Raw genomic sequence first — 24097 nt, 5'->3', positions numbered from 1 at the left:
AAAGGCGGAGTGATATTCTTACTTTCGTAATGGTTCTCAACGTGACGGATTACGTTATTCGGCGATGAATTTATCTAGCGGGCATGTATGCCCGTTTTTTTTCGCCTAAAATTTGTGGCTGCACAGGTTGTAGGTTGTTTGGTTACGTATAATGAGTGACGTCTAGTGATTTGAATAAGCCACATAAATGAAACGTCTTTCTGCCCTAATCGTACTATTAGCTTTCAATATCCTCTCTTTCTCCGTTCAAGCGAGTGAAAGCTGGTGGTTGCGAACCGTGTTTAACACGAGCCTCGCTCAGCCTAGTTCCCAACACTATATTAACGACATCGATTTAATGGATTGTGGCGAAGTCGAAGGCACTCAGCTGTGTAGTGACCTAACGCAGTACTACGATCTTGATGTGTATGTCGAGTTGGACTTAACAGCATCAAGTGTCGAAGCCGTTCGTTTCACACTGCCATATTCCAAATTAAGTTACACCAAACTTCAAGCATACCTACGCCAAGATGGCTTTGCGCTCAGCTCAATTCGTATTGGGGAAGATGAGTTCGATGTTGTGAGCCAACTTGAACTGGCAGAAAGGGAAGGAGTAAGTGCTGACATCGTGGACAAGCAGTTGATCGAGTTTATGAATGGATCGCACGACTCTTCAGTGCAAATAAGCCGATGGCATGTCCCGAATATTGACTCTCCCTGGATCGTTCTAACGAGTGACGAAGACAATTTGACCGTGGAACTTAATCGCTTTTAATCACTCAAATTTATAGAAAGTGTTATTTTTCATTCGAGTAAACCACCTTTTTCGTAGAACGCCTGAGAGCCAGACAGCAAGCTATTATTGATTTGAGTGTTCGTTTTTCTGTTGCTCTCACAGTTTTAGCAAGCGTTTACCTTTGCCATTTGTTAAACGTTGAGCCGTCGGTAAAACGAGCATAGGATACGCTCAGTATTGATAAAGGAGACAACCCATGGTTGCAAAAGTAACGATAGCGCCACAAGGCCCAGAATTTTCTGAGTTGGTGCAAGGATACTGGCGTACGGCAGAGTGGGGCATGACCCCTCAACAACGTCTAACTTTCCTTAAGCAACACATAGACCTTGGTATCACAACGGTTGATCACGCGGATATCTATGGTAACTACCAATGTGAAAAGCTATTTGGTGAAGCACTCGCGTTAGAGCCTAGCCTTCGAGACGAGATTCAAATCGTCACCAAGTGTGATATCAACTTGTGTGGTGACCACACTCCTGAGCGTAAGATCAATCACTACGACACTAGCGCACAGCATATCTACCAATCAGTAAATAACTCATTAGAGCGCCTAGGCGTTCACGATATCGATGTATTGCTGATTCATCGTCCTGATGCCTTAATGGATGCAGACGAAGTAGCAGAAGCCTTCGCAGAGCTGCACAAAGTCGGCAAGGTTAAGCACTTTGGTGTATCTAACTTTTCACCACGTCAATTCGAATTATTGCAATCTCGATTAGGCAAACCGTTAGTGACTAACCAAGTTGAAATCAACCCATTGAATTTCGACGTTGTACACGACGGTACTTTGGATCAACTACAGATGAACCGTGTTCGTCCTATGGCATGGTCTTGTTTAGGTGGCGGTAGTATTTTCAGTGGTGATTCTGAACAAGCAATTCGTGTTCGTGAAGAACTAGAAGCGATTCGTCAAGAAGTGGGTGCTGATAGTATTGACCAGGTAATCTACGCTTGGGTACGTCGTTTACCGTCGAACCCAATTGCTATCATTGGCTCTGGTAAGATTGAACGCGTTAAGACAGCCGTTGATGCACTGAAAATCGAACTGACTCGCGAACAATGGTATCGTGTGTGGGTGGCTTCTAAAGGCCATGGTGTGCCATAGAAAGCAATCCGTAATGAAGCAAAAGCCAGCTAACAAAGCTGGCTTTTTAGTTTAAGCGTGAAGCACCTACTTGTCGTATGGTGGTGGAGTCGCGACCGGATACTCTCGAAGCTCATTTGCCCAACTAAAGCCATTGGATAGGTTTTTGGTGCCAGAAACCATGATGCCATCCACTGCGTTATATAGCAGGTAAGGCGCGTTATTCAAATCACCTTCGATGTTGTAATAGTGGCAGTAGGAAAAGTATTTTGACCTCTGGTGGATATAGACTTGGTATCCAGCATCACGAGCGGCAATTAACTCGCTTTCTTTAACCGTTTCACCATTTTTCCATCCGCCAGTACCAAAGTTGATATCTTCGAAGTGATCACTATTTAATATGTCCTGGAAAAGCTCGTAGCATCCTCGCGCATTATTGATATCTCTGCGAACGCCTGAGTTACTATTGCGAACGGGATAGCAACTGCCAGAAAAGTTTGAGTAAATTCCGTCGATATTGAAGTCAGAAGTATTCTTGCCTTGAAGCTCAGTCACATCACCACCTCTGGCTAAGCAGGCGCCTTGGTAGATCTCAGCACCAGCCCGGAAATTGTCAAACAGTGCTCGGCTTGTTACTTCTCTTGCATCATCAGCAATGGATAAAAAACGAGGAGCCGCAATAACTGCGACAACTGCAAGTATGGCAATGACAACAATCAGCTCTAATAGTGTGAAGCCTTTATGCCACGAAATTCTTTTCATACTGATGATTCCTATGGGGATAATGTTTTTTATTTTATAGTATTCCGTATTTTTCGTTCAATTAACACCGCCAATTGATAAATATTTCTTATGATTGTTTGTTCATCCAAACTGTGATTAAGGTGGAATAATTTTCAAAAACACTCATAATGCACTCTGTTTTTCACCAGTTGGATATTTCCATTGAGCACTTCAAAATTCTCTTCTATCGCCCTTAAACCTGAGCTTCTGCATACGTTGGATTCTCTTGGTTATACTGAAATGACGCCGATCCAAGCGTTAAGTCTTCCTACTATCCTAAATGGCAAAGACGTTATCGGTCAGGGTAAAACGGGTTCAGGCAAAACAGCTGCTTTCGGTTTAGGCGTGCTGCAAAACCTGCGCGTTAAGCGTTTCCGTGTTCAATCTCTAGTGTTGTGTCCGACTCGTGAATTGGCAGACCAAGTAGCAAAAGAGATTCGTACGCTTGCTCGTGGTATTCACAATATTAAAGTGCTGACACTGTGTGGTGGTATGCCAATGGGGCCACAAATTGGCTCACTAGAGCATGGCGCTCACATCTTAGTCGGTACCCCTGGTCGTATTCTTGATCACTTGGAGAAAGGCCGCATTGACCTATCTGAGCTGAACACGCTGGTATTAGATGAAGCGGATCGCATGCTAGAGATGGGCTTCCAAGACGCGTTGGATGCAGTTATCGATGCAGCACCAAAAGATCGTCAGACTCTTCTGTTTAGTGCAACCTTCCCTAAACAAATTAAATCAGTTGCTGACCGCATCATGCGTAACCCAGAAATGGTGAAAGTTGAATCGACGCACGATCACTCGAGCATTCAGCAGCACTTCTACAAGCTTGAAGGTTCTGAGGCTCGTGACGATGCTCTAGAGTTGTTGTTACTTCATCATCAACCAGAATCAGCGGTTGTGTTCTGTAACACGAAGAAAGAAGTACAGAACGTGACTGACGAACTAAGCCACCGTGGCTTTAGCGTTATCGAGCTGCATGGTGATATGGAGCAGCGTGAACGTGACCAAGCTTTGGTTCAGTTTTCAAACAAAACTATCTCGATTCTAGTTGCGACAGACGTTGCGGCTCGTGGCCTAGACGTTGATAACCTAGATGCAGTATTCAACTTCGAGTTATCTCGTGACCCTGAAGTTCACGTACACCGCATTGGTCGTACAGGTCGTGCAGGTAGCAAAGGTGTGGCGATCAGTTTCTTTGGCGAAAAAGAGATGTACCGTGTGGCTCAAATTGATGAGTACATGGACATGCCAATCGAGCCATCTGAGCTACCAGCGAAACCAATCGCAAAACCATACTACTCAAACATGGTGACGATCCAAATTGATGGTGGTAAGAAAGCCAAGCTTCGTGCAGGTGATATTCTTGGTGCATTGACTGGTCAGGGTGGTATCGAAGGCAAGTCGGTAGGTAAGATTAACTTATTCGCAATGCGCGCTTACGTAGCGGTAGAACGTTCTGTTGCTAAGAAAGCATTGAATAAGATCGAATCAGGCAAAATGAAGGGACGTCAGTTCCGCGCCCGAATTCTGAAGTAATTCGAGATTCTAGCCCTTTACTGTCACGTTAAACACGGTGCAGTAAAGGGTGTTTCTCAATGGGGTGGTCTATTTCCCCATTCTATATAACGATTAATCTGCTCTCTATTCATCTGGCCTTATCGAATAAAGGTCGTTCAGATGTTTCCCTTCGTTAAGATACCAAGTCATCGCTTCCTGTCGGTTGCTCGCTATTATTGTCATGGTAGTTACTTCCCCATCGTCAAAATAGCAAAGCTCGTATTCTAACGCGCTGGTATTTTCAGGAATAGCGGCCATAGCTTCCCTCCCAAATACTGTTCATTCGATACTCATTTAAATCGTGCAACTATTTCCAGCGTGCATTTCAAATAAGTAAAAAAGCCGAATAACATCACTGCTAACAATAGGTTTTATTTTAATCATTTGCCGAAATGGCTTATTTGGCAAGGCTAAGTCTCAATTTATCTGAAAGTTTTACGAGAACTTGCTTTTATAGCTAATGTTATAAGATCAAGAGTGAATCTATTTTGTCGTTTGGGTTTACTGATTAGTCATAGGCTGTGAGAGGGTGTAATGAGAAAATGCCGTTGGTTACTTCTATTGGTCTGTTTCCTATTTGTTGGGTGTGGCACTAAATTCGCTTATAACAACATCAGTTGGTTTGCGGTGAGTTACATAGAAGACTTTGTTTCTCTATCTAATAGCCAAGAGTCCGAGTTAGAGGCACGTTTAGACTCTCTTCAAGCATGGCACAAAGAAACTCAGCTGCCGCTTTATATTGAACAGCTACAAGTGCTGAAAAATATCAATCGGTCAGAGTTGAGTCCCGCTTTTATTGTTGAGCAAAGTGAGCAAATAAAGAATCACATTCGAAGCATCGTCAATAAATTCTCTCCTGACATTTACGCGTTAAGTATGCAGCTTAGCCCTAAGCAGGATAGAGAGTTCTTAACGAACTTTAGAAAAAAGCAGCAAGAGTTTTACGAAGAGAGATTATCTTTGAATGATGATGATTCTAGAGAACGATATCGTGATCGAATAGAAGAGCGTTTAGAGCGATGGTTAGGATCGGTATCAAAAGAACAAAAACAGATTATTGTGACTTGGTCTCAAGAGTGGATAAATACCAATGATAGCTGGCGAGAGTATCAAAATAATACTTATCAAGATCTCACTCTGCTCATGGAAAAGAAGAGCGACTTGCATATCTCTCAGCCGATTATTATGAAGTTGCTTTTGAACAATGAATCTTATTACCCAGACGGTTTGGAATATCAACTCAACAAGAATATGCAGACATCCGCCAAGTTCTTAGTGGACATCGCAGCGTTAAGTAGTGATAAGCAATGGTCTTATTTCATGAATGAATTAGAGAGCCTTGAGTCAACACTGATGACGTTGCAAGAGTAGGGTGTAAGCCTTTTTAATAAAAGAAAAGACCGCTCTAGAAACATAAAGCGGCCTCCTATCCAAACTCTTTTTTGTGAAGGCTATTAACCTCGGTTACTTACTAGGAGCTTTGGAATAGCGCCTTTGGCTGTCTTGGATATTTTCTGCATCAATTGGAAGGTAGGTTGTTGTATACCGTGGTCACTCTGTAGCTCATCAATCATTAATAACCATAGCCTTGCTGTCATCTCTGAATCGGCTAACGCTCTGTGGAAAGTACCATCGTTGTCGATATTCTTGAAACGCACAAGGTCACCTAATTTATGAGTCGGTGCGTCTTGGATAAGGCGACGAGCGATCAGCATTGAGCATGCAAATTGTCCATTGTAATCACGACCAATGTTATCCAACTCTGCATCAAGAAATCGTTTATCAAACGAGGCATTATGAGCAACTAATTGGCTGTCTTGAATGAAATCTGCAAATTCATCCATTACTTCTCCGCAGCTAGCAGCAGTGCTTAACATACGATTCGTGATTCCGGTATAGCCTTCAATGAACCCGCTCACGCGAAATCCTGGGTTCATTAGTTGTTGAAAGGTGTCGACTACTTCGCCGTTAACGAGTTTCACAGCACCAATTTCTATCGCTCGATCGCCCATATTCGGGGACAAGCCAGTGGTTTCGAAATCGAGAACGATAACGGAGTCTGCGGAGTGTGGAGCCATGGTGTTTCCTAATAACTGTTTATCTGTATCGCTTTATATAAGCGTTGGTATTGCCTTCGGTGTAGCCAGCTTATCGTGGGTTATTACTGATAGTGAGCTCAGTGTAACCTGTCGAATCGTCATGCTCTCTGCTGAAGGTCAAGGTATCGTAGCGATGAAGAATCAATTCAGCGGTGGTAGCGATGATGGTTCCTTCGAGTAAATGACCACCAATCACATCGCCATTCTCATCAGCTACCGAAATGTGAACGTGTTGGTGGTTGGGCGTCAGCGTTGCCATGACAGAGACGATTTCGAACGGCGCTTGAATTAACTTTGTGTGGTTTGCGTTTGCTAAGCGAATATTGATCTGAGAAACACAGCCTACACAAGATGCAATAGAGCCCGCAGCGACGTTATGTTTAGTTACTAGCTTCTGTAGTTCAAGCTTTAAGTCTTGGCCTCGGGTTAATCGTGTTGCAATTGGGGTGATCATTGGCTTCCCTCTCACTGGTTTAAAGAACAAAACGAAGCCTTAGTTGGCTTCGTTTTGTCATAATTTGGCAATACGCTTTGGCTTGAAATCAGCTCGGTTAATTACTTGCCTTCTTTTGCTTGCTGTTCTCTTTTCTTCTTAGGAACAAAGTTCAGCACCGAAATAGGCACTTCTTTGCGTGGTTCAAAACCTTCAACCACTCGGCGTTCAATCAAGTGACCAAGGCGCTTTTCAATAATGCATAGGTTCTTGAAGTTGTCTTTTGATAAGAAAGAGATCGCTTCACCGGTTGCATCAGCACGGCCAGTACGCCCAATACGGTGAACGTAGTCGTCTGCAGGGAAAGGCATATCGTAGTTAACAACTCGTGGTAGGTTGTCGATATCAATACCACGTGCAGCAACGCCCGTTGCCACTAGGAACTTAAGGTGACCTTTCTTAAAGTCAGCCAAGATCTTTTCACGAATCGCTTGGCTACGTCCACTGTGGAACGCTTCAGCATGAATGCCACGCTTTTCAAGTTGAGATACGAGCTTAGCCGCACCATGCTTGGTTTCGATGAAGATAAGCGCTTGATCCCAGTTACCCTCAGTAATCATGTGGCTCAGTAGTGCAGACTTACGATCTTTATCTACCGTTACCAACCATTGCTCAATGTTCGCTTTCGATGCGTCTGTCTTAGCAATTGAAATCTCTTCGGCATCACTGATAGCACTCTTCGCTAGTGCACGCACTGGTGTAGAAAGCGTTGCTGAGAACAGCAGGTTTTGCACATCTTGTGGTAAGCGAGCGATGATCTTGTTGATATCTTCGATGAAGCCCATGTCTAGCATGCGATCTGCTTCATCCAGAACTAACACTTCAACTTCATCAAAGTGAACCGCGCGTTGACCATACATGTCGATCAAACGTCCTGGCGTCGCCACTAGGATATCAACGCCTTCAATCAGACGATCTTTTTGATGTTGGTAAGAGACGCCACCGTACATTGCTAAAGATGTTAGGTTTAAAAACTTCGCGTACTTCTTGATGTTTTGCTCAACCTGAACCGCCAACTCACGCGTTGGTGTAAGGATCACAGCACGGATGCGTTTCTTACGTTGCGTTTCACCTTTACTTAGCATTTCTAAGATAGGGAGAACAAAGCTCGCAGTTTTACCTGTACCTGTTTGTGCTGCCGCAATAAGGTTCTTACCAGAAAGTACAATCGGAATTGCTTTTTCTTGAATAGAGGTTGGCTTTTCGTAGCCTTGTTTTGCAACGGCTTTAACAATAGGTGAGCTTAATCCAAGCTTGGAAAATGGCATAAGTTTCTCGGTATGATTTGGCTAAATAGCGATGGAAAGGTTCAACAATCTTATACAAGGATAAGATTAATGGCGGCATTCTACCATGTTGCTTGTGTACTGCTAGTAACATAGGTGCTTTAGTTAGATAATACTGACTCAACAACAACACGATAAGACAGGGAAGTATGGAAATTACACCAGATGAACGCGAAGCCGTATATAAAACGATTTTTTCTCGCCGAGATGTTCGTGGTCAGTTTCTTCCCGATGAGATCCCTGAAGACGTTTTGATGCGAGTTTTAACAGCCGCGCACCACGCCCCGAGTGTTGGTTTTATGCAGCCTTGGGACTTTATTGTCGTGCGAGATATTGAAACCAAGCAAAAGATCAAAGCGGGCTTTAATCAGGCTCATGCCGAATCAGCAGAAATGTTTACCGATGAAAAGCAAGCGATGTATAAACGCCTAAAGCTTGAAGGCATTGTCGAATCGCCTATCGGTATCTGCGTGACGTGCGATCGCAATCGAACCGGAAAGGTTGTGCTCGGCAGAACGATTAAACAAGAGATGGACCTGTACAGCACCGTGTGCGCGGTTCAAAACCTGTGGCTTGCGGCAAGGGCAGAAAACTTAGGTTTAGGATGGGTGAGCATCCTGCATGATTCAACGCTACGTGATGCGTTAGATATTCCAGAGAACATCGATATCGTGGCGTATTTGTGTATCGGCTACGTTGATCACTTCAAAGACAAACCTGAGCTGGAAACCATGGGGTGGCTACCAAGAAGAGATGTTAACGCTGCGATTCACGAAGGGAAGTGGAGCCCTAAGCAGTTAGAGGCAGATGAAAAGTAACGGCTACATTAGGGTAGCTAATATTAAGATCTAAAAAAGGGCTCATTGAGCCCTTTTTGATATTTGCTTTAGACCGTTAATTGAGCTCTTAAGCGATTTCGATCTTCTCAGCTTGGTTCTGCTCTACCATAGACAGTGCAAGTGCTTCCGCAACCTTAATACCGTCGATACCAGCAGACAGGATGCCACCCGCGTAGCCTGCACCTTCACCAGCAGGGTAGAAGCCCTTCAGGTTGATGCTTTGGAAGTCTTTACCACGCTTGATACATACCGGAGAAGACGTACGAGTCTCAACACCTGTTAGTAGGCCATCTGGGGTAGAGAAGCCTTTGATCTTCTTCTCGAACGCAGGGATTGCTTCACGAATCGCTTCGATTGCAAAGTCAGGCAGCGCTTTTGAAATATCTGTTAGGTGGATACCCGGTGTGAATGATGGTTGTACATCACCCAGAGCACTTGGATCACGACCTTTCAGGAAGTCGCCAATTTTCTGTGCTGGAGCATCGTAGTTCTCACCACCTAGTACAAACGCGCCACTTTCTAGTTCACGTTGTAAACGGATACCCGCTAGCGCGTCACCTGGGTAATCGCGTTCTGGATCGATACCAACAACGATTGCGCTGTTTGCGTTACGTTCTGCACGAGAGTATTGGCTCATGCCGTTTGTTACTACGCGGCCCTCTTCAGAGGTTGCAGCAACCACAGTACCACCAGGACACATACAGAAGCTGTATACCGTGCGGCCATTCTTACAGTGGTGAACCAGTTTGTAATCTGCTGCACCTAGAATTGGGTTGCCCGCGTTCTTACCGAAACGAGCTTCATCAATCATTGATTGTTTATGTTCGATACGGAAACCAACAGAGAAAGGCTTCGCTTCCATGTAAACACCACGGTCATGCAGCATTTCAAATGTGTCACGAGCACTGTGACCAACAGCCAGTACAACGTGGCGAGATTTGATCTCTTCACCGTTAGAAAGTGTTAGACCCGTGATTTGGCCATCTTCCATGTGAAGGTCATCTACACGAGTGCTGAAGCGGATTTCGCCACCCAGCTCGATGATAGAAGCACGCATTTTTTCGATCATGGTAACCAGTTTGAAAGTACCGATGTGCGGCTTACTTACGTATAGGATCTCTTCTGGTGCGCCAGCTGCAACGAACTCTTCGATTACTTTACGGCCGTAGTGTTTTGGATCTTTAACTTGGCTGTATAGCTTACCGTCAGAGAATGTGCCTGCGCCACCTTCACCAAACTGTACGTTTGATTCTGTGTTTAAAGTACGCTTACGCCAGAAACCAAAGGTATCTTTAGTACGTTCACGAACTTCTTTACCACGTTCAACGATGATTGGGTTGAAACCCATTTGGGCAAGTACTAGACCAGCGAATAGACCACAAGGGCCAAAACCGATAACAACAGGGCGCTCAGTTTGGTTTTCCAGCGCTTTAGCTACGAACTTGTACTCCATGTCAGGAGTCACTTTTACGTGTGGGTCGCTGATGAAGGCTTCTAATAGCTCAGCTTCGTTTTCAACGAGAACATCCAGCGTGTAGATAAGCAGGATCTTTGATTTCTTACGAGCATCGTAGCCACGTTTAAAGATATTAAAAGAGATAACCTGATCTGAGTTGATGCCAAGCTTCGCTTCAATCGCTTCTTGAATGGCAGACTCTTCGTGGTCTAGTGGAAGTTTAATTTCGGTTAAACGTATCATTTCGATGTCTCGTTCTTATAGGTGTCTTAGCTAAACCGCTTCTAGTGAATGCAGAGTTTTATGTAACACTGATGTTGGGAAGAAGCGATAAGCTCACAATGGCGCGCATTTTACGAGAATTTGATTTATCTGTCATACTAATTTGGAAACATGGAGCAAATAGACATGATATTAGAGTCGTATGATGTTGAATTTTGCTTTGGGATGAGTATTATCCCCATTCTTCAATTTTGACTAACTTATAGAGCAGAGCATCATGGCATTTGTCGTAGGCGATAATTGTATTCAATGTAAATACACAGACTGTGTGGCAGTGTGTCCCGCAGATGCGTTCCATGAAGGCCCAAACTTCATGGTAATTAACCCGATCGAATGTATCGATTGTGGTTTATGTGTACCTGAATGTGATGCTCAAGCGATCTTCCAAGAAGACGAACTGCCTGAAGATCAAAAGATCTTCATTGAAGTGAACGCAGAACTTGCTGAGATTTGGCCTGTACAAACAGAAGTAAAACCAGCAATGGATGATGCGGAAAAGTGGAATGGCGTGCCTGATAAGTTGGCAATGCTAGAGAAGTAATTCTGCTACTTGATATAACCCCCCTTAAAAAGATCCCCGACTCAGTCGTCCCTCCTTCTCGAGGATGACGGCTGATATGAACTTACCACGAAATTGTATTTTCACGTCATTCCCTACTGCGAGGGACGAGCAAGATAGGGAATCTTGCTCTTTATATCCGTGAATTCTGGCTAGTCGTTTAACTTTGAATTGGTTAGCTATGTTGACGACGCATGTTGTCAAGAATGATACCCGTCGCCATTGCTACGTTCAGAGATTCAGCACCACCGAATGCTGGAATGGTAATCTTGTCTGTTACGAACTTAGCTGCGTGTTCACGGATGCCGTGAGATTCGCTACCCATCAGCAAAATACCGTTCGCAGTAAAGTCAGTCTTATGAACGCTTTCGCCTTCCAAAAACGCCCCGTAAACAGGTAGTTTTGCTTGCTCTAGGTAAGCTGGTAAGTCCGTTTGGCTTACGTGTACTCGGCCAAAGCTACCCATGGTCGCGCTGATAGTTTTAGGGTTGTATGGGTCAGCACAATCGCTGCTCGCAACGATATGTTTAATGCCATACCAGTCTGCTACGCGAATGATCGTACCTAGGTTGCCCGGGTCAGATACGCCATCAAGCGCGATCATCAAACCTGTCGCTTCTGGTAATTGAACCTTTGGAATCTCAACCACAGCAATTGCGGCATTGTTACTAACCAAAGTACTTGCTTTGGTCAGGTCGTCTAGCGAAGCTTCAACACAATCAAACCCAATCAGTGCTGCGTGATTTTCAGATAAGAAATCAGCAGTAGCAAAGACGTTCTTTACGACTAAGTCGCTATTGAACAGCTCAAGAACGTTCTTTTCACCTTGAACTAGAAACAGGCCGTGGGCTTTACGTTGTTTCTTTTGGCCCAAAGCACGAAGGAGTTTTAATTGGTTTTTTGAAATCATGTTTTTATCCTAGATATAAGCCCGCGCATTATAGAGCAAAGGTTAGATAACCAAAAGTGCGATAAGCCAATGCGATCTATATAAAAGCAAAAGCGACCCACTTAAAAAACAAAAGCGCACTAAATCGTGCGCTCTTATAGGATCAACTCAAGCTCAACAGAACCGGATAAGCTTAACCTACTGCTTAATATGGCACAGGGTAGCGCTTAAAGACGGTGTTGATATCGGTCAGAATCTCTTCAGAAAGCGGCTTACTAAACGCTGCTACGTTCTCTTTAAGCTGTTCCATAGTGGTTGCACCAATAATGGTTGAGGTAACCCCATCCACTTGGTTACACCATGCTAAGGCGAGCTGACTCGGCGTGAATCCATGAGCGTTTGCCACTTCTACGTAGCCTTTAACTGCTTCATTAGCTAACTCAGTATCACGGAAAATACCTTTGCGTTGCATGTAAGTCCAACGGCTGCCTTCCGGCCTTGCGCCATCAATGTATTTGCCACTAAGCATGCCGGCCGCCAGAGGTGACCACGGTAAGTAAGCGACGTCTTCATGCACGCAGTTTTCAATCAAATATGGCCAGTCTTTCGTGTGCAGTAAGCTGAATTCATTTTGGATAGAGACCATACGCGGCAAGTCATGCTTCTCGGCTAACTTAAGGTAAGTGTTAATGCCCCAAGTGCTGTCATCAGATAGACCAACATGGCGGATTTTGCCCGCTTTAATACAGCTTGCAAGAGCTTGTAAGATCTCCAGCATCTCAGCTTCATGTTGTTGTCTGTCAATGTCGCTAAAGCGAATCTGATTAGGGAAATGTTTACCGAAGTGTGGCGTTGTGCGATTTGGCCAGTGAAGTTGGTACAGATCGATGTAATCCGTTTGCAAGCGCTTCAATGATGCATCAACTGCTGCGATCACCGCTTCACCAGTGATAGGGCCGCCGTTACGAACCCAAGGTAATCCAGGACCAGCAATTTTACTGGCAATGATTAACTCTTGGCGACGCTGTGGGTTGCGCGACAACCAGTTACCGATAATCGCTTCGGTTTTACCGTAGGTTTCTGGAGAAGGTGGTACTGCGTACATCTCTGCAGTATCAATAAAGTTAATGCCTTGGCTTAGTGCGTATTCAATTTGTTGGTCGGCTTGCTGTTGAGTATTTTGTAGCCCCCAAGTCATGCTCCCAAGACAAATTCGGGAAACGGGAATTTGGCTACTTCCTAGTTTTGAATATTCCATTGAATTCAGGATTCCTGTTGTTGGGTTCTCTGGTACTCGCATATAGTTTTGAAAAAAGGGCGAGTGATGAATGAAAACGAATATGAATTATTAGCACAAAATGACAAGACAAGGTATCGCTTGAGGGAGTTTAATGAACCATTTCTCAGAGACTTGAGCAAGCCTGCGTGATGTGTGAAAAGTAACAAAAGCTTAGGGGCGAGAAACACACTCTAATGATTGGCAGTGTCAATGAATGAAAGACAAATCGAGGGGGAGAGGTACTGAAAATAAATAAGCTCTACCGGATAGTGAATAGAGCTCATTTATAGGGGCTTGAAGGTGCTAGATATACGTGAACTACTAGGCTGCGCTGGTATCAAATCCACCTTGGGTCTGCGCCTGCTTTAGAGCTTCCTGCCTTTGAACTTCTTTTTCAGTTAATACTGGTTGAAGTTGTTCCTCAGAGGCTTGAGGAGAGAAAATGAAATATTTATTAATCGTCATAACTATATCTCCGTCTAACGTATGACAGATTCTGCATCGGAGATAAATTGTGATCATCATCCACTTTGTACTTTTTTTAGGCTGAGAGCAGAGGGCGTAGAATGTGTACAAAGCGATCGCTCATCATCCGTATGCAATACTGAACTGACGCAACCCTCTAGATTCAGTATAGGAAGCCCATCAAATTTCGCACAATAATGATTTAGAGCAAATACATAGATAGTCAGGGGCGTAAGATGAAACACCTCGCTACTGACTGTGTGCTCGTATTTATCTAATAATTAGGTCAGTAAATCAATTACTTAATCCATGGTGAGATGAATTATGGAAAAGCTTGTAGAACGTTTCCTGAATTACGTTACTTTTGATACCAAATCCGATCCTTCAAATCAGCAATGTCCAAGTTCACCGGGGCAAATTACCTTTGCTGAAGCCTTAAAGTCAGAATTGATTGCACTAGAGCTAACTGATGTATCTTTGGATGAAAATGGATACTTGATGGCAAAGTTGCCGTCGAATGTTGATTACACTGTGCCTGCTATTGGCTTTGTCGCACACATGGATACCGCTCCTGACGCATCAGGCGCGAATGTAAAACCTCAAGTGATTAAAGATTATCAGGGCGGAACCATCGAGCTTGGCACCAGTGGTGAAAGCTTGAATCCAAGCCAATACCCTGATCTTGATGCTTTGCATGGTCATGACCTTATTACTACCGACGGCACGACTTTATTGGGTGCAGACAACAAAGCGGGTATCGCTGAAATCATCAGTGCTATCGCTTATCTAAAAGCAAACCCTGAACTCAAACACGGTGACATTTGCATTGGTTTCACGCCAGACGAAGAGATCGGTCGTGGTGCGGATTTGTTTAATGTTGAAAAGTTTGGCGCCGAATGGGCGTACACCATTGATGGTGGACCCGTTGGTGAGTTGGAATTTGAGAACTTCAATGCCACAAGTGCGGATGTTATCTGTCATGGCGTCAACGTTCATCCAGGTACCGCAAAAGGTAAGATGGTGAACTCGATGAACATTGCTGCGCAGTTCCAATTGATGATGCCATCAGAAGAAACGCCAGAATGCACTGAAGGCTATGAAGGTTTCTACCACTTGAAGTCAGCGGAAATGGGTGTCGCTCGCTCTGAGCTAGGTTACATCATTCGCGACTTTGAGCGCGAGGGCGTAGAAGCGCGTAAGGCATTCATGCAACAAAAAGTGGATGAATTGAATGAGCGCCTAGAGAAAGGGCATGTGGAATTGGTTCTTACCGATAGCTACTTCAATATGAAAGAGATGGTTGAACCTCATCAGCATATTATTGAGTTGGCTAAGCAAGCGATGATCGAGTGTGATGTGGAGCCGATGATCAAACCGATCCGAGGTGGTACAGACGGTGCTCGCTTGTCATTCATGGGCTTGCCATGCCCGAACATCTTTACTGGTGGTTACAACTTCCACGGTATTCATGAGTTCATCACTATTCAAGGCATGGAACAAGCGGTAAAAGTGATTGTTGAATTGTCGCGACGTACTGCTGCTCACTACCAAAAATAGCGACCTTTAACGCGATATCTCTTTGTATTTTTGAGAGTATTCAATAATACTCTCTTTAAGCATAAGGGAGTACGCGATGAAAAAGTTAGTTTTACTTTGCACCCACTTAGCCGTGGGTGCTGTTGGTTTTGGGCTTGGTGTTTATGCACTGCCTATCTTAATTGAACCTGATTCTCCATCTTCGAGCTCGGTTGAAGCGATCAGCCAACAGGCCATTTATACTGGAGAGTTCACTAAAGACCGCCAAGACAGTGATTTCTTACATTGGGGTGAGGGTATCGTTTCGGTTTCAGAAAGTGCAATTGCGTTTGAAGGCGAACTCGCGCCTGGGCCGGACTACAAGGTTTACCTCTCTCCTAAGTTCATAGAAACCGAACAAGCCTTTAATGACAGTAAGAGCGAGTTACTCAGAGTTGGAGATGTCAAAACATTTGACCGGTTTATGGTTGAGCTACCGGAAGGTACTGATCTTAATAGATTTAATACCGTTGTGATTTGGTGTGAAACTTTTGGCCAATTTATTACTTCTGCCAAGATAAAATGATAGCCTTAGTTAGGCTGATACCAGAATGAACACGAGCGCTCAGGAGTTGAGCGCTTTTTCATAGCACTGATATTAGCGGCTTTATTGTAAAGCGAACCGTCGTAAAGCTAAATGTTGTAATGCTAAGGATTAAGTAATGGAAAAAGTGTGGCAAGTAATAGATTTTCTACTCGCTCATAAGTTTATTTTTAGTGCGCTGATTATCAGTCTGGTTTTAATCATCCGCCGAATCACCTTGTCTCAAATTAGGGGTGATGTTGCTTTCCTTAGCGAAGACCAACGTAATTGGATGTCCCGCACTAAAAACGGCACCTTCGCGATAATTGTCATTACGCTTTTCCTACTCTGGAAGTCTGAAATAAGTGAGTTTGCTCTCTCTGTAACAGCGATTGCCGTTGCGATCGTAGTAGCCTCAAAAGAGATCATTTTGTGTTTCACTGGCTCGATTCAACGTGCTAGCTCACGCTCTTTCCGAATTGGTGATTGGATTGAAGTGGGTAAAATTAGTGGTGAAGTGATCGAACATAACTTGATGGCGACAGTGATTCAGGAGATCGACCTGTATCATGGGCAATACCACTTCACTGGCAAGACGGCTACGCTACCTAACAGCATGTTCTTTACTTACCCAGTTAAGAACCTCAACTTCATGAAACGCTACGTGTATCATAGCTTCACGGTGACCGTGAAAGATTTCGTGAACCTCTACCCAATGGTGCCGGGTTTAATCTCGAAAATTGAAGAGCATTGTGAAGAGTTCATTGACGTTGCGCGTCGTTATAACAGCGTCATTGAAAAGCACGCTGGCGTCGACCTTCCGGGCTCTGAGCCACACATTCACATCACAAGCAGTTCGACGGGTGAGCAAGAGGTCCATTTTATGATTTTCTGTCCAACCGAGAAGGCGGTTCACTTAGAGCAAGAGATTCGTAAAGACTTTATGGAAGCATACTCTGAGGCGTTCCCTATTAGTGCTTAATTCTGCGGTCCGCTGAGCCCCAAACAAAAGAAAGCCGAGAGCGATAATATCGACTCTCGGCTTTTTTGTTCTTGCTATCTGTTCGCTTAGTCTAGGTCTGCCAGTGGTAACCAATCGACTTGTACGCCTGCTTGCTCAAACATATCTTTGCTCACTTTGATTTTGTCTCCCCAGCGAGAAAGGAAGTCTTCACTTTGCTCTGGGCAGTGAACCGCAGAAATACCAGTTTGAATGATCTTTGCTGCACAGTTTGGACAAGGGAAGTGAGTCACCCAGATTTCACAGCTGTCTAAATCACGCTTAGCAAACAAGATTGCGTTCTCTTCTGCGTGAAGCGTTTTCAGGTATTTCATCTCACGATCGTCAGTGTCAGCACTATCCGATACGCCATGAGGGTAGCCATTAAAGCCAACTGAAACAATGCGGTTGTGTTTGGTGATAACTGCACCAACTTGAGTGGACGGATCTTTACTCCAGGAACCGACTAATTCCGCCATTTGATAGAAACGTTTTGCCCATTTTGAAATCATTCGAATTACCTTAACAAGGAAGTATGAGTTTTTATTATTGAAACCATATTATGTTAGACAATATATACAGAGAGGGGAAGTAACAAACGTATATTTGATCATGAATTGTTGATGGTTTGTAAAGGGTTGATATATATCCAATTTCAATTTACAAGTTGAAACACTTTTGCGAGTTATAATTGATATTCCTCGGACATTTGAAGCAATTGTGTTACGTAACTTTTATGCTGTTCTATTTCTCATAAGTGACGGTATAACCATGCGTAAAAAGTTAATCCTTACGGCTCTTGCAAGCTCTCTTATTCTTGCTGGATGTGGGCAAGATGCCCAGAATGCCAAGCAAGCGCCATTACCTCTCGTAGCTGTACAGGATGTTAGCGTTATTTCTCATCAGCAAAGTAAGTCGTACATCGGCCGTATTGAAGCGGTTGAAGACACGGCAATTACTGCGCAGGTTTCTGGCTATCTTCAAAGCCGTCATTTCAATGAAGGGCAAATGGTCGAAAAAGGGCAGCTGCTTTATTCGATAGAGCCTTCATCATTTGAAGCTGAAGTAGCAAGTGCGAAAGCGGCTGTTGCTCAAGCAAACGCTAACCTGAAAAAAGCCGAGCTTGATTTCAATCGTGGTAAGAACCTACTTCCTAAAGGCAGTATTTCTCAATCGGAATTCGATGCACTAACCGCAAACTTGCTAGGCTCTCAAGCACAACTTGAAGCAGGCCAAGCTCAGTTAAATGCCGCTAACGTTCAGCTTTCTCATACTAAAATTATTGCGCCTTTCTCTGGCCGTATTAGCGACAGCAAAGTAAGTACTGGTGATCTGGTATCACCGTCTTCTGGTGTTTTAACAACCTTGGTTAGCCTAGACCCAATTCACGCCTCTTTTAGCATTAGTGAGCGTGAGCGTATTGAGTTAGGTATGGACCGAATTGAAGGTGACGGTACTGGTGACAGTGAGCGCGTTGAAGTGCAAATTATGCTTGAGAACGGTGAAGCATTTGAGCATTTAGGCCAGCTAGATTTCCTAGGAAACCGTATTAACTTGAATACCGGTACTATCGCGATGCGTGCGATTGCAGATAACCCAGACCAGCAACTACTTCCGGGCCAACACGTTCGTGTTGATCTACGTGAAAAGCAGTCTATTGATGTTGTAACTATTCCGCGCCGTGCAGTTCAAACTGACCTTGAAGGTGACTTTGTGATGGTATTGGTTGACGGTGAAGGCGCGTCTGTCGCTGAGCGCAGAAACATTGAGATGGGCCGACAGGTTGAAGGCGGTGTGATTGTTCACTCTGGTCTAGAGAAAGACGATGCCGTTATTACCCAAGGCCTTCAGCGTGTTCGTAACGGTATGTCTGTTCGCATTCAACCTTCTGCGACTGAGCAAGCAGAGTAAGGGGCGTAGATATGTTAAGTCGTTTCTTTATTCAAAGGCCTAAGTTTGCCCTTGTTATATCCATAATATTAACGCTGGCAGGTGCGATCTCTCTCGCTATCTTGCCCGTGGCGGAATACCCAAAAATTAGCCCACCTTCGGTAAGTGTGTCTGCTTTCTACACAGGTGCAAGTGCAGAAGTCGTGGAACAGGCGATAGCCGACCCCATAGAAACGTCGGTGAACGGCGTTGAAGATATGATCTACATGTCTTCAAAAAGTGCTAACGATGGTTCATACAACCTTAACGTAACTTTTGATGTTGGTACTGACCCAGATATGGCTCAGGTCAACGTTCAGAACCGAGTTGCTCAAATCGAATCTAAGCTTCCGCAAGAAGTTCGAATGGTGGGTGTCACCGTTAAAAAGCGTTCACCAGACCTTTTGATGGTATTGAACTTCTACTCTCCAAACGGTGAGTACGACGATCAATTCCTGATCAATTACGTTAACCTAAACATTAAAGACCAACTGGCTCGTGTGAAGGGCATCAGTGAAGTTAACGTGTTGGGTGGTGGCGAATACGCGATGCGTGTTTGGTTAGACCCTGAGAAAATGGCTAACCTCAATATCACCACATCTGACGTGAATCGAGCTTTGGCGGAACAGAACGTTCAGGTTGCTGCAGGTCGTATTGGTGCTGCACCTTATAACAACGCACAAGAAGTACAATTCAACCTGGTAACAAAAGGCCGACTGGAAACAGCGGATGAATTTGAGAATGTTGTACTTCGTGCTACTCAAGATGGTTCAACCGTTTACTTAAAAGACATTGCACGTGTTGAGCTTGGTAAAAAGTTCTACGATGGCAATGGTAAATACCGTGGTCAAGACGCTTCAATCGTAACGCTGTCACTTCAGTCAGATGCTAATGCTCTGGAAAGTGGTAAAGCGGTGATGGCGATGCTAGAGAACTTAAGAAAGAACTTCCCAGAAGGTGTGGCTTATGAAGCGAGTTACGACACCACTGTCTTCGTTGCTGAGTCGATTAAAGGCGTAGTAAAAACCCTTATCGAAGCGATCTTGCTGGTTATTGCAGTAACCTACCTGTTCTTAGGTAGTGCGCGTGCAACCTTGATTCCGGTTGTTGCGATCCCTGTATCTTTGATTGGTACGTTTGCCATCATGCAGATGACGGGCTTTACCATTAACACGGTAACCCTGTTTGGTTTGATATTGGCGATTGGTATCGTAGTTGATGATGCGATCTTAGTTATCGAGAACGTTGATACCACGATGGCTAAAGACCCAACCATTTCTCCACGTAAAGCTACGCTGATCGCGATGAAAGAAGTAACGGGTCCGATCATTACTTCAACCTTGGTATTACTTGCGGTATTCATCCCTGTTGCAATGCTTCCGGGTATTACTGGCATCATGTACCGTCAGTTCGCTCTGACGATCTGTATCGCGGTTGTTATCTCTTCGATTAACGCATTAACGCTATCACCGGCATTGTGTTCACTGGTTCTTAAGCAGGGTGGTGGTAATACGGCGCGTTGGTACCAAGCATTTAACCGTGGTCTAGAGTCTGTTACTAACAAATACGGTCAAGTGGCTGGCTTCTTAGTTAAGAAAGGCGTTCTGCTGTTCACTTTCTTCTTCGTGGCTTTGGCGGCTGTGACTTACTTTGCGAAGACGACGTCTACCGCGTTTGTACCTCAAGAAGATAAAGGTATTTTGCTGGTTAACGTTCAGCTTCCCGACGCGGCATCCTTGTCTCGTACAGAAGAGGTGACTAAACAGCTGCTTGAAATGGTTGAACAGGAGCCGGGTGTTGATGGTGTAACACTCGTAAACGGCTACGCATTCATGACTGGCGCTTCTGCGTCGAATGGTGCGTCAATGTTCATTAAGCTTCACGATTGGGACATGCGTAATGCACTGGATGGCCAACACTCTGCTCAGGCTATCTCGCAGCGTATTAATGGTCGTGCTGCAACTGAATTGCCTCAAGCTGTCGTGTTTGCGATGGGGCCGCCTGCGGTTCCGGGCATGGGTGCTGCATCTGGTTTCGAGTTTGTACTTGAAGATACGCTAGGCCGTAGCCGTACTGACCTTGCTATGGTGATGAATGACGTGATAGCTGAGGCAAGCAAACAGCCTGAAATTTCACATACATTCAGTACTTTCCGTGCCAACGTACCTCACTACTATGTGGACATTGACCGTGAGAAAGCACAACAGTTAGGTATTCCGTTGTCGGAAATCTTCCAAACGTTACAAGGCAACCTCGGTTCGTTGTACGTGAATGATTTCACCATGTTTGGTAAGAACTTCCGTGTAACCATGCAAGCAGACAGTGATCACCGTAGCAGCATGGATGACCTGCAACGATTCCACGTACGCTCTTCTGCTGGCGAGATGATCCCGCTAAGCACGCTTGTAACTTACGATCAGATTTTTGAACCAGATGTAGCATGGCGTTACAACATGTACCGCAGTGCGGTAATCCAAGGCCAACCAGCACCGGGTTACTCAAGTGGTGATGCTATTGCAGCAATGGAACGAGTGGCGGCAGAAGTTCTTCCACAAGGTTACCAGTACGAGTGGACTGGCATGGCTTACCAAGAGGTTCTAGCAGGTAACCAAGCTATCTTTGCGTTTGCGTTGGCACTGATCTTTATTTACTTGTTCATGGTAGCTCAGTATGAGAGCTGGACGATCCCGATTGCCATTATCTTGGTTGTTCCGGTTGCGACTCTGGGTTCCTTCTTGGCACTGAACCTTACGGGCACACCGCTAAACTTGTATGCGCAAATAGGTTTGGTTCTCTTGATAGCCTTGGCCGCGAAGAACGCAATCTTGATTGTGGAATTTGCGAAGGTCGAGCGTGAAGAGAAAGATGCACCAATCGACGATGCTGCAGTGAAGGGGGGGACGCTACGTTTCCGAGCTGTAAACATGACGTCTTGGTCGTTTATCTTGGGTATTTTCCCACTGATCTTTGCTGCCGGTGCTGGTCACGTGAGTCAGAACTCTCTGGGTATTTCATTGATCGGTGGTCTGTTATGTGTGTTGTTGGCGGGTACTTTCCTAATCCCAGGCTTCTATGCATTTGTACAACGCAAGCGTGAAAAAGCACATGGCGGTAATACGAAATTAGTGCCACTCGATGATGAGTAGAAGAATTCACTTTTCATAAAGCGGATTGTTCTTAAAATAAACCCTTGTAGAAACTAAGGCTTAGCAGTGTGCTAAGCCTTTTTTATTACTCAGGTGTATAAAAACGCTTTTTATATAATCAAATTCTTATTATGTGATAGAGCTAACACTCTATTTTTGGTTTTCTAATAAAATGATGTTTTATTAATAAGCGTATGTTTATTAATGAAAAATAGGTGTTCGGCTAACGCTTGTATGCTCGAAACCATTTGCACAATAGTGTGAACTGTTTCAAAATTACGAAGTTATATTGAAATTTTATGTGCATTGAGGTTCTTATGAAGGTCATTGATTTATTTAAACACCGAGGCGATAGCTTGTCTTCGCAACACTCAGAGTTTATGCAATGGATGTCTCCAGCTCTCAAAGATTACTGGGGCGACTTTCTGAATCGTACGCAAAATAGTCATTTCTTTGCGTGGGTTCGTGATCACCACAAACCTGCGGTAAATGAAGATGTGCCAGTAGAACAGCCAATCGTATTGAAGCCAGAAGCACAACTTGTGTTTGATGAGCTGAACGAAAAGATTGGTGAAGTTATTCATACTGGTGACTGGATCAATGTAAGCCAAGATCGTATCAACCAATTTGGTCTTGTGACTGAAGATATGCAGTGGATCCATACTGAGCCTGAGAAAGCAGAGACTGATTCTCCTTTCAAAACGACTATCGCGCATGGTTTCTTAACTTTGTCTTTGCTTCCTCGTTTGACTGACAGCGTTGATCCTGACAAGTCTCAATTCCCAACAGCTAAAATGGTTGTGAACATTGGTCTCAACCAAGTTCGTTTTCCATATCCTGTAAAATCGGGCAGCAACGTTCGTGCGAAAAGTACATTAACGAAAGTAACACCAATTAAGAAAGGCCTAGAGATTGAACGCGAGATCCGCGTAGAAATCGAAGGTGTTCGTCGCCCTGGTGCGGTTATCGTTTCAGTGATTCAACTTCACTTCTAAGTGGATTGTAAGTAAGCGATTTATAAAGATTCAAAAAAGAGAGAGCGTGAAGCTCTCTCTTTTTGTTTTCATAAGATACAACTTACTCACTTATTTGATGCGAGTGTAGCCGTATTCTTCAATAAGGTCTTGGCCTTGTTTAGATTTCACAAACTTAATGAAATCTTTGCTCTCTTCAGAAACCGAGTCGATCTTGTGTAGCAACAAGAATGGGCGAGCTAACTCATAGCTATGGTTAGCGATGTTTTTAGATGTCGGTTCTACACCTTCAAAAGTGATGGCCTTGATTGAACGATCGATTGAGCCAACAGAGATAAAGCCAATCGCGTGCGGGTTGTGGTTCACGATGGTTTTAACCATGCTGTTACTGTTAACTACCAAGTTATTTGGGTTGATGTCAGACACTAAACGGTCATTAATGATCTTCGTTAAACCAAGCAAGCTTTCGAAGCTGTAGCGTGAACCTGAAGACGCTTCACGAGTTACAACCGCGATAGGTTGATCGGCACCACCCACTTCTTTCCAGTTGGTGATTTTACCTTTGTAGATATCAAACAGTTGCTCGCGAGAAACGTTATTCACGCTATTTGAGCGATTCGTTACAACAGCTAAACCGTCAAAAGCAATTGGGAATACTTTGAGTTTGTCGCTCTGTTCTTGATCAGTTAGGTAACGTGAACTCATACCGATATCAGCCACACCTTTATTAACCAAGGTAATACCCGCTGTCGAGCCGATGCCCTGAACCGCGATATAGTTCTCAGGGTGAGTCTTGTTGTACTCCTCTGCTAATACGTCCATCACTCGAGAAACAGAAGTTGAGCCCGAAATATTGGTTTCTTGCGCTAAAACAGCTTGAGAAGACAGGGCTAAGGATAAAAGAGAGGCAAGCGCGACTCGTAACATAAATAACTCCTAGTTAATAACATTTGTCGCATATCATAGGTGGGTTATATGACACTTTTGTGAAATTCCATATGCTTGCTTTATGGTGAAAAGGGCTAATGAATGTTTGGTTTGAGACAGCGCTAGTGAGTAAGATTGGTTTATGGGAGCGCGGTCGGGATTTTGTTTGGG

At 44.3% G+C, this 24097-nt stretch carries 23 protein-coding genes; 12 read left to right on the top strand and 11 right to left on the bottom strand.

Going from position 1 to position 24097, the window contains the following annotated elements; translation table 11 throughout:
- Positions 1-187 precede the first annotated feature (187 nt).
- Both L0991_17095 and L0991_17090 read left to right on the top strand, forming a co-directional pair.
- Positions 188-754 carry a hypothetical protein gene (locus L0991_17095; protein XGB65245.1) on the top strand — a complete coding sequence of 189 codons (567 nt, stop codon included), beginning with the start codon at positions 188-190 and terminating at the stop codon, positions 752-754.
- Between the two features lie 217 nt (positions 755-971).
- A complete protein-coding gene (locus tag L0991_17090; GenBank protein ID XGB65244.1) occupies positions 972-1880 on the top strand; it encodes an aldo/keto reductase family oxidoreductase in 909 nt (302 codons plus the stop codon).
- A gap of 66 nt (positions 1881-1946) precedes the next feature.
- Here the strand turns inward: L0991_17090 and L0991_17085 are convergent, their stop codons facing one another.
- Entirely contained in the window at positions 1947-2621 is a 675-nt protein-coding gene (locus L0991_17085) for a prepilin-type N-terminal cleavage/methylation domain-containing protein (protein XGB65243.1), read from the bottom strand.
- A 183-nt stretch (positions 2622-2804) separates the two neighbouring features.
- On the opposite strand from L0991_17085, the gene dbpA reads away from it, so the two are divergent.
- Positions 2805-4184, top strand: coding sequence for an ATP-dependent RNA helicase DbpA (gene dbpA / locus L0991_17080; GenBank protein ID XGB65242.1), 1380 nt, complete (start codon positions 2805-2807; stop codon positions 4182-4184).
- Between the two features lie 105 nt (positions 4185-4289).
- On the opposite strand, the gene L0991_17075 is transcribed toward dbpA, so the two are convergent.
- On the bottom strand, positions 4290-4463 hold the full coding sequence (locus L0991_17075) for an RNA helicase (protein XGB65241.1): 174 nt from the start codon (positions 4461-4463) through the stop codon (positions 4290-4292).
- 276 nt (positions 4464-4739) lie between these two features.
- On the opposite strand from L0991_17075, the gene L0991_17070 reads away from it, so the two are divergent.
- Entirely contained in the window at positions 4740-5576 is an 837-nt protein-coding gene (locus L0991_17070; protein ID XGB65240.1) for a DUF6279 family lipoprotein, read from the top strand.
- 83 nt (positions 5577-5659) lie between these two features.
- Here the strand turns inward: L0991_17070 and L0991_17065 are convergent, their stop codons facing one another.
- From L0991_17065 to L0991_17055, 3 genes are all read right to left on the bottom strand, one after another.
- The gene (locus L0991_17065; protein ID XGB65239.1) at positions 5660-6283 is read right to left on the bottom strand and encodes a 3'-5' exonuclease; all 624 of its coding nucleotides are present in this window, start codon (positions 6281-6283) and stop codon (positions 5660-5662) included.
- Between the two features lie 70 nt (positions 6284-6353).
- The gene (locus L0991_17060) at positions 6354-6758 is read right to left on the bottom strand and encodes a DUF296 domain-containing protein (GenBank protein XGB65238.1); all 405 of its coding nucleotides are present in this window, start codon (positions 6756-6758) and stop codon (positions 6354-6356) included.
- A 101-nt stretch (positions 6759-6859) separates the two neighbouring features.
- The gene (locus L0991_17055) at positions 6860-8065 is read right to left on the bottom strand and encodes a DEAD/DEAH box helicase (GenBank protein XGB65237.1); all 1206 of its coding nucleotides are present in this window, start codon (positions 8063-8065) and stop codon (positions 6860-6862) included.
- A 167-nt stretch (positions 8066-8232) separates the two neighbouring features.
- On the opposite strand from L0991_17055, the gene bluB reads away from it, so the two are divergent.
- Entirely contained in the window at positions 8233-8901 is a 669-nt protein-coding gene (gene bluB, locus L0991_17050) for a 5,6-dimethylbenzimidazole synthase (protein ID XGB65236.1), read from the top strand.
- Between the two features lie 88 nt (positions 8902-8989).
- Here the strand turns inward: bluB and L0991_17045 are convergent, their stop codons facing one another.
- Positions 8990-10621 (bottom strand): NAD(P)/FAD-dependent oxidoreductase, encoded by a 1632-nt coding sequence (locus L0991_17045; protein XGB65235.1) that lies wholly within the window; start codon positions 10619-10621, stop codon positions 8990-8992.
- 256 nt (positions 10622-10877) lie between these two features.
- Here L0991_17045 and L0991_17040 point away from each other — a divergent pair, with 256 nt between their 5' ends.
- Entirely contained in the window at positions 10878-11201 is a 324-nt protein-coding gene (locus L0991_17040) for a ferredoxin family protein (protein XGB65234.1), read from the top strand.
- A gap of 193 nt (positions 11202-11394) precedes the next feature.
- On the opposite strand, the gene L0991_17035 is transcribed toward L0991_17040, so the two are convergent.
- From L0991_17035 to L0991_17025, 3 genes are all read right to left on the bottom strand, one after another.
- On the bottom strand, positions 11395-12129 hold the full coding sequence (locus tag L0991_17035) for an RNA methyltransferase (protein ID XGB65233.1): 735 nt from the start codon (positions 12127-12129) through the stop codon (positions 11395-11397).
- Between the two features lie 184 nt (positions 12130-12313).
- Positions 12314-13306, bottom strand: coding sequence for an aldo/keto reductase (locus tag L0991_17030; protein ID XGB65407.1), 993 nt, complete (start codon positions 13304-13306; stop codon positions 12314-12316).
- A gap of 402 nt (positions 13307-13708) precedes the next feature.
- On the bottom strand, positions 13709-13852 hold the full coding sequence (locus tag L0991_17025; protein XGB65232.1) for a hypothetical protein: 144 nt from the start codon (positions 13850-13852) through the stop codon (positions 13709-13711).
- Positions 13853-14176: 324 nt separating this feature from the next.
- On the opposite strand from L0991_17025, the gene pepT reads away from it, so the two are divergent.
- The 3 genes from pepT (at position 14177) to L0991_17010 (ending at position 16932) form a co-directional block, all read left to right on the top strand.
- Positions 14177-15409 (top strand): peptidase T, encoded by a 1233-nt coding sequence (pepT, locus tag L0991_17020; GenBank protein ID XGB65231.1) that lies wholly within the window; start codon positions 14177-14179, stop codon positions 15407-15409.
- Positions 15410-15485: 76 nt separating this feature from the next.
- Positions 15486-15953 carry a DM13 domain-containing protein gene (locus L0991_17015; GenBank protein ID XGB65230.1) on the top strand — a complete coding sequence of 156 codons (468 nt, stop codon included), beginning with the start codon at positions 15486-15488 and terminating at the stop codon, positions 15951-15953.
- Between the two features lie 136 nt (positions 15954-16089).
- Complete coding sequence (locus tag L0991_17010) at positions 16090-16932, top strand: mechanosensitive ion channel family protein (GenBank protein XGB65229.1); 843 nt, start codon at positions 16090-16092, stop codon at positions 16930-16932.
- An 86-nt stretch (positions 16933-17018) separates the two neighbouring features.
- On the opposite strand, the gene L0991_17005 is transcribed toward L0991_17010, so the two are convergent.
- The gene (locus L0991_17005; protein XGB65228.1) at positions 17019-17462 is read right to left on the bottom strand and encodes a cytidine/deoxycytidylate deaminase family protein; all 444 of its coding nucleotides are present in this window, start codon (positions 17460-17462) and stop codon (positions 17019-17021) included.
- A 259-nt stretch (positions 17463-17721) separates the two neighbouring features.
- Here L0991_17005 and L0991_17000 point away from each other — a divergent pair, with 259 nt between their 5' ends.
- The 3 genes from L0991_17000 to L0991_16990 all read left to right on the top strand — a co-directional run bounded on the left by L0991_17000 (position 17722) and on the right by L0991_16990 (position 23020).
- Positions 17722-18861: an efflux RND transporter periplasmic adaptor subunit gene (locus L0991_17000; GenBank protein XGB65227.1), complete on the top strand. Its 1140-nt coding sequence runs from the start codon at positions 17722-17724 to the stop codon at positions 18859-18861.
- 11 nt (positions 18862-18872) lie between these two features.
- A complete protein-coding gene (locus L0991_16995; protein XGB65226.1) occupies positions 18873-22025 on the top strand; it encodes an efflux RND transporter permease subunit in 3153 nt (1050 codons plus the stop codon).
- 317 nt (positions 22026-22342) lie between these two features.
- Positions 22343-23020 carry a MaoC family dehydratase gene (locus tag L0991_16990; protein ID XGB65225.1) on the top strand — a complete coding sequence of 226 codons (678 nt, stop codon included), beginning with the start codon at positions 22343-22345 and terminating at the stop codon, positions 23018-23020.
- A gap of 90 nt (positions 23021-23110) precedes the next feature.
- On the opposite strand, the gene L0991_16985 is transcribed toward L0991_16990, so the two are convergent.
- Entirely contained in the window at positions 23111-23926 is an 816-nt protein-coding gene (locus L0991_16985) for a phosphate ABC transporter substrate-binding protein (GenBank protein XGB65224.1), read from the bottom strand.
- Positions 23927-24097 lie beyond the last annotated feature (171 nt).

Source organism: Vibrio chagasii (assembly GCA_041879415.1).
Lineage (GTDB): Bacteria > Pseudomonadota > Gammaproteobacteria > Enterobacterales > Vibrionaceae > Vibrio.
The sequence above is the reverse complement of the archived record's forward strand: the minus strand, read 5'-3'. Positions and strand labels throughout refer to the sequence as shown.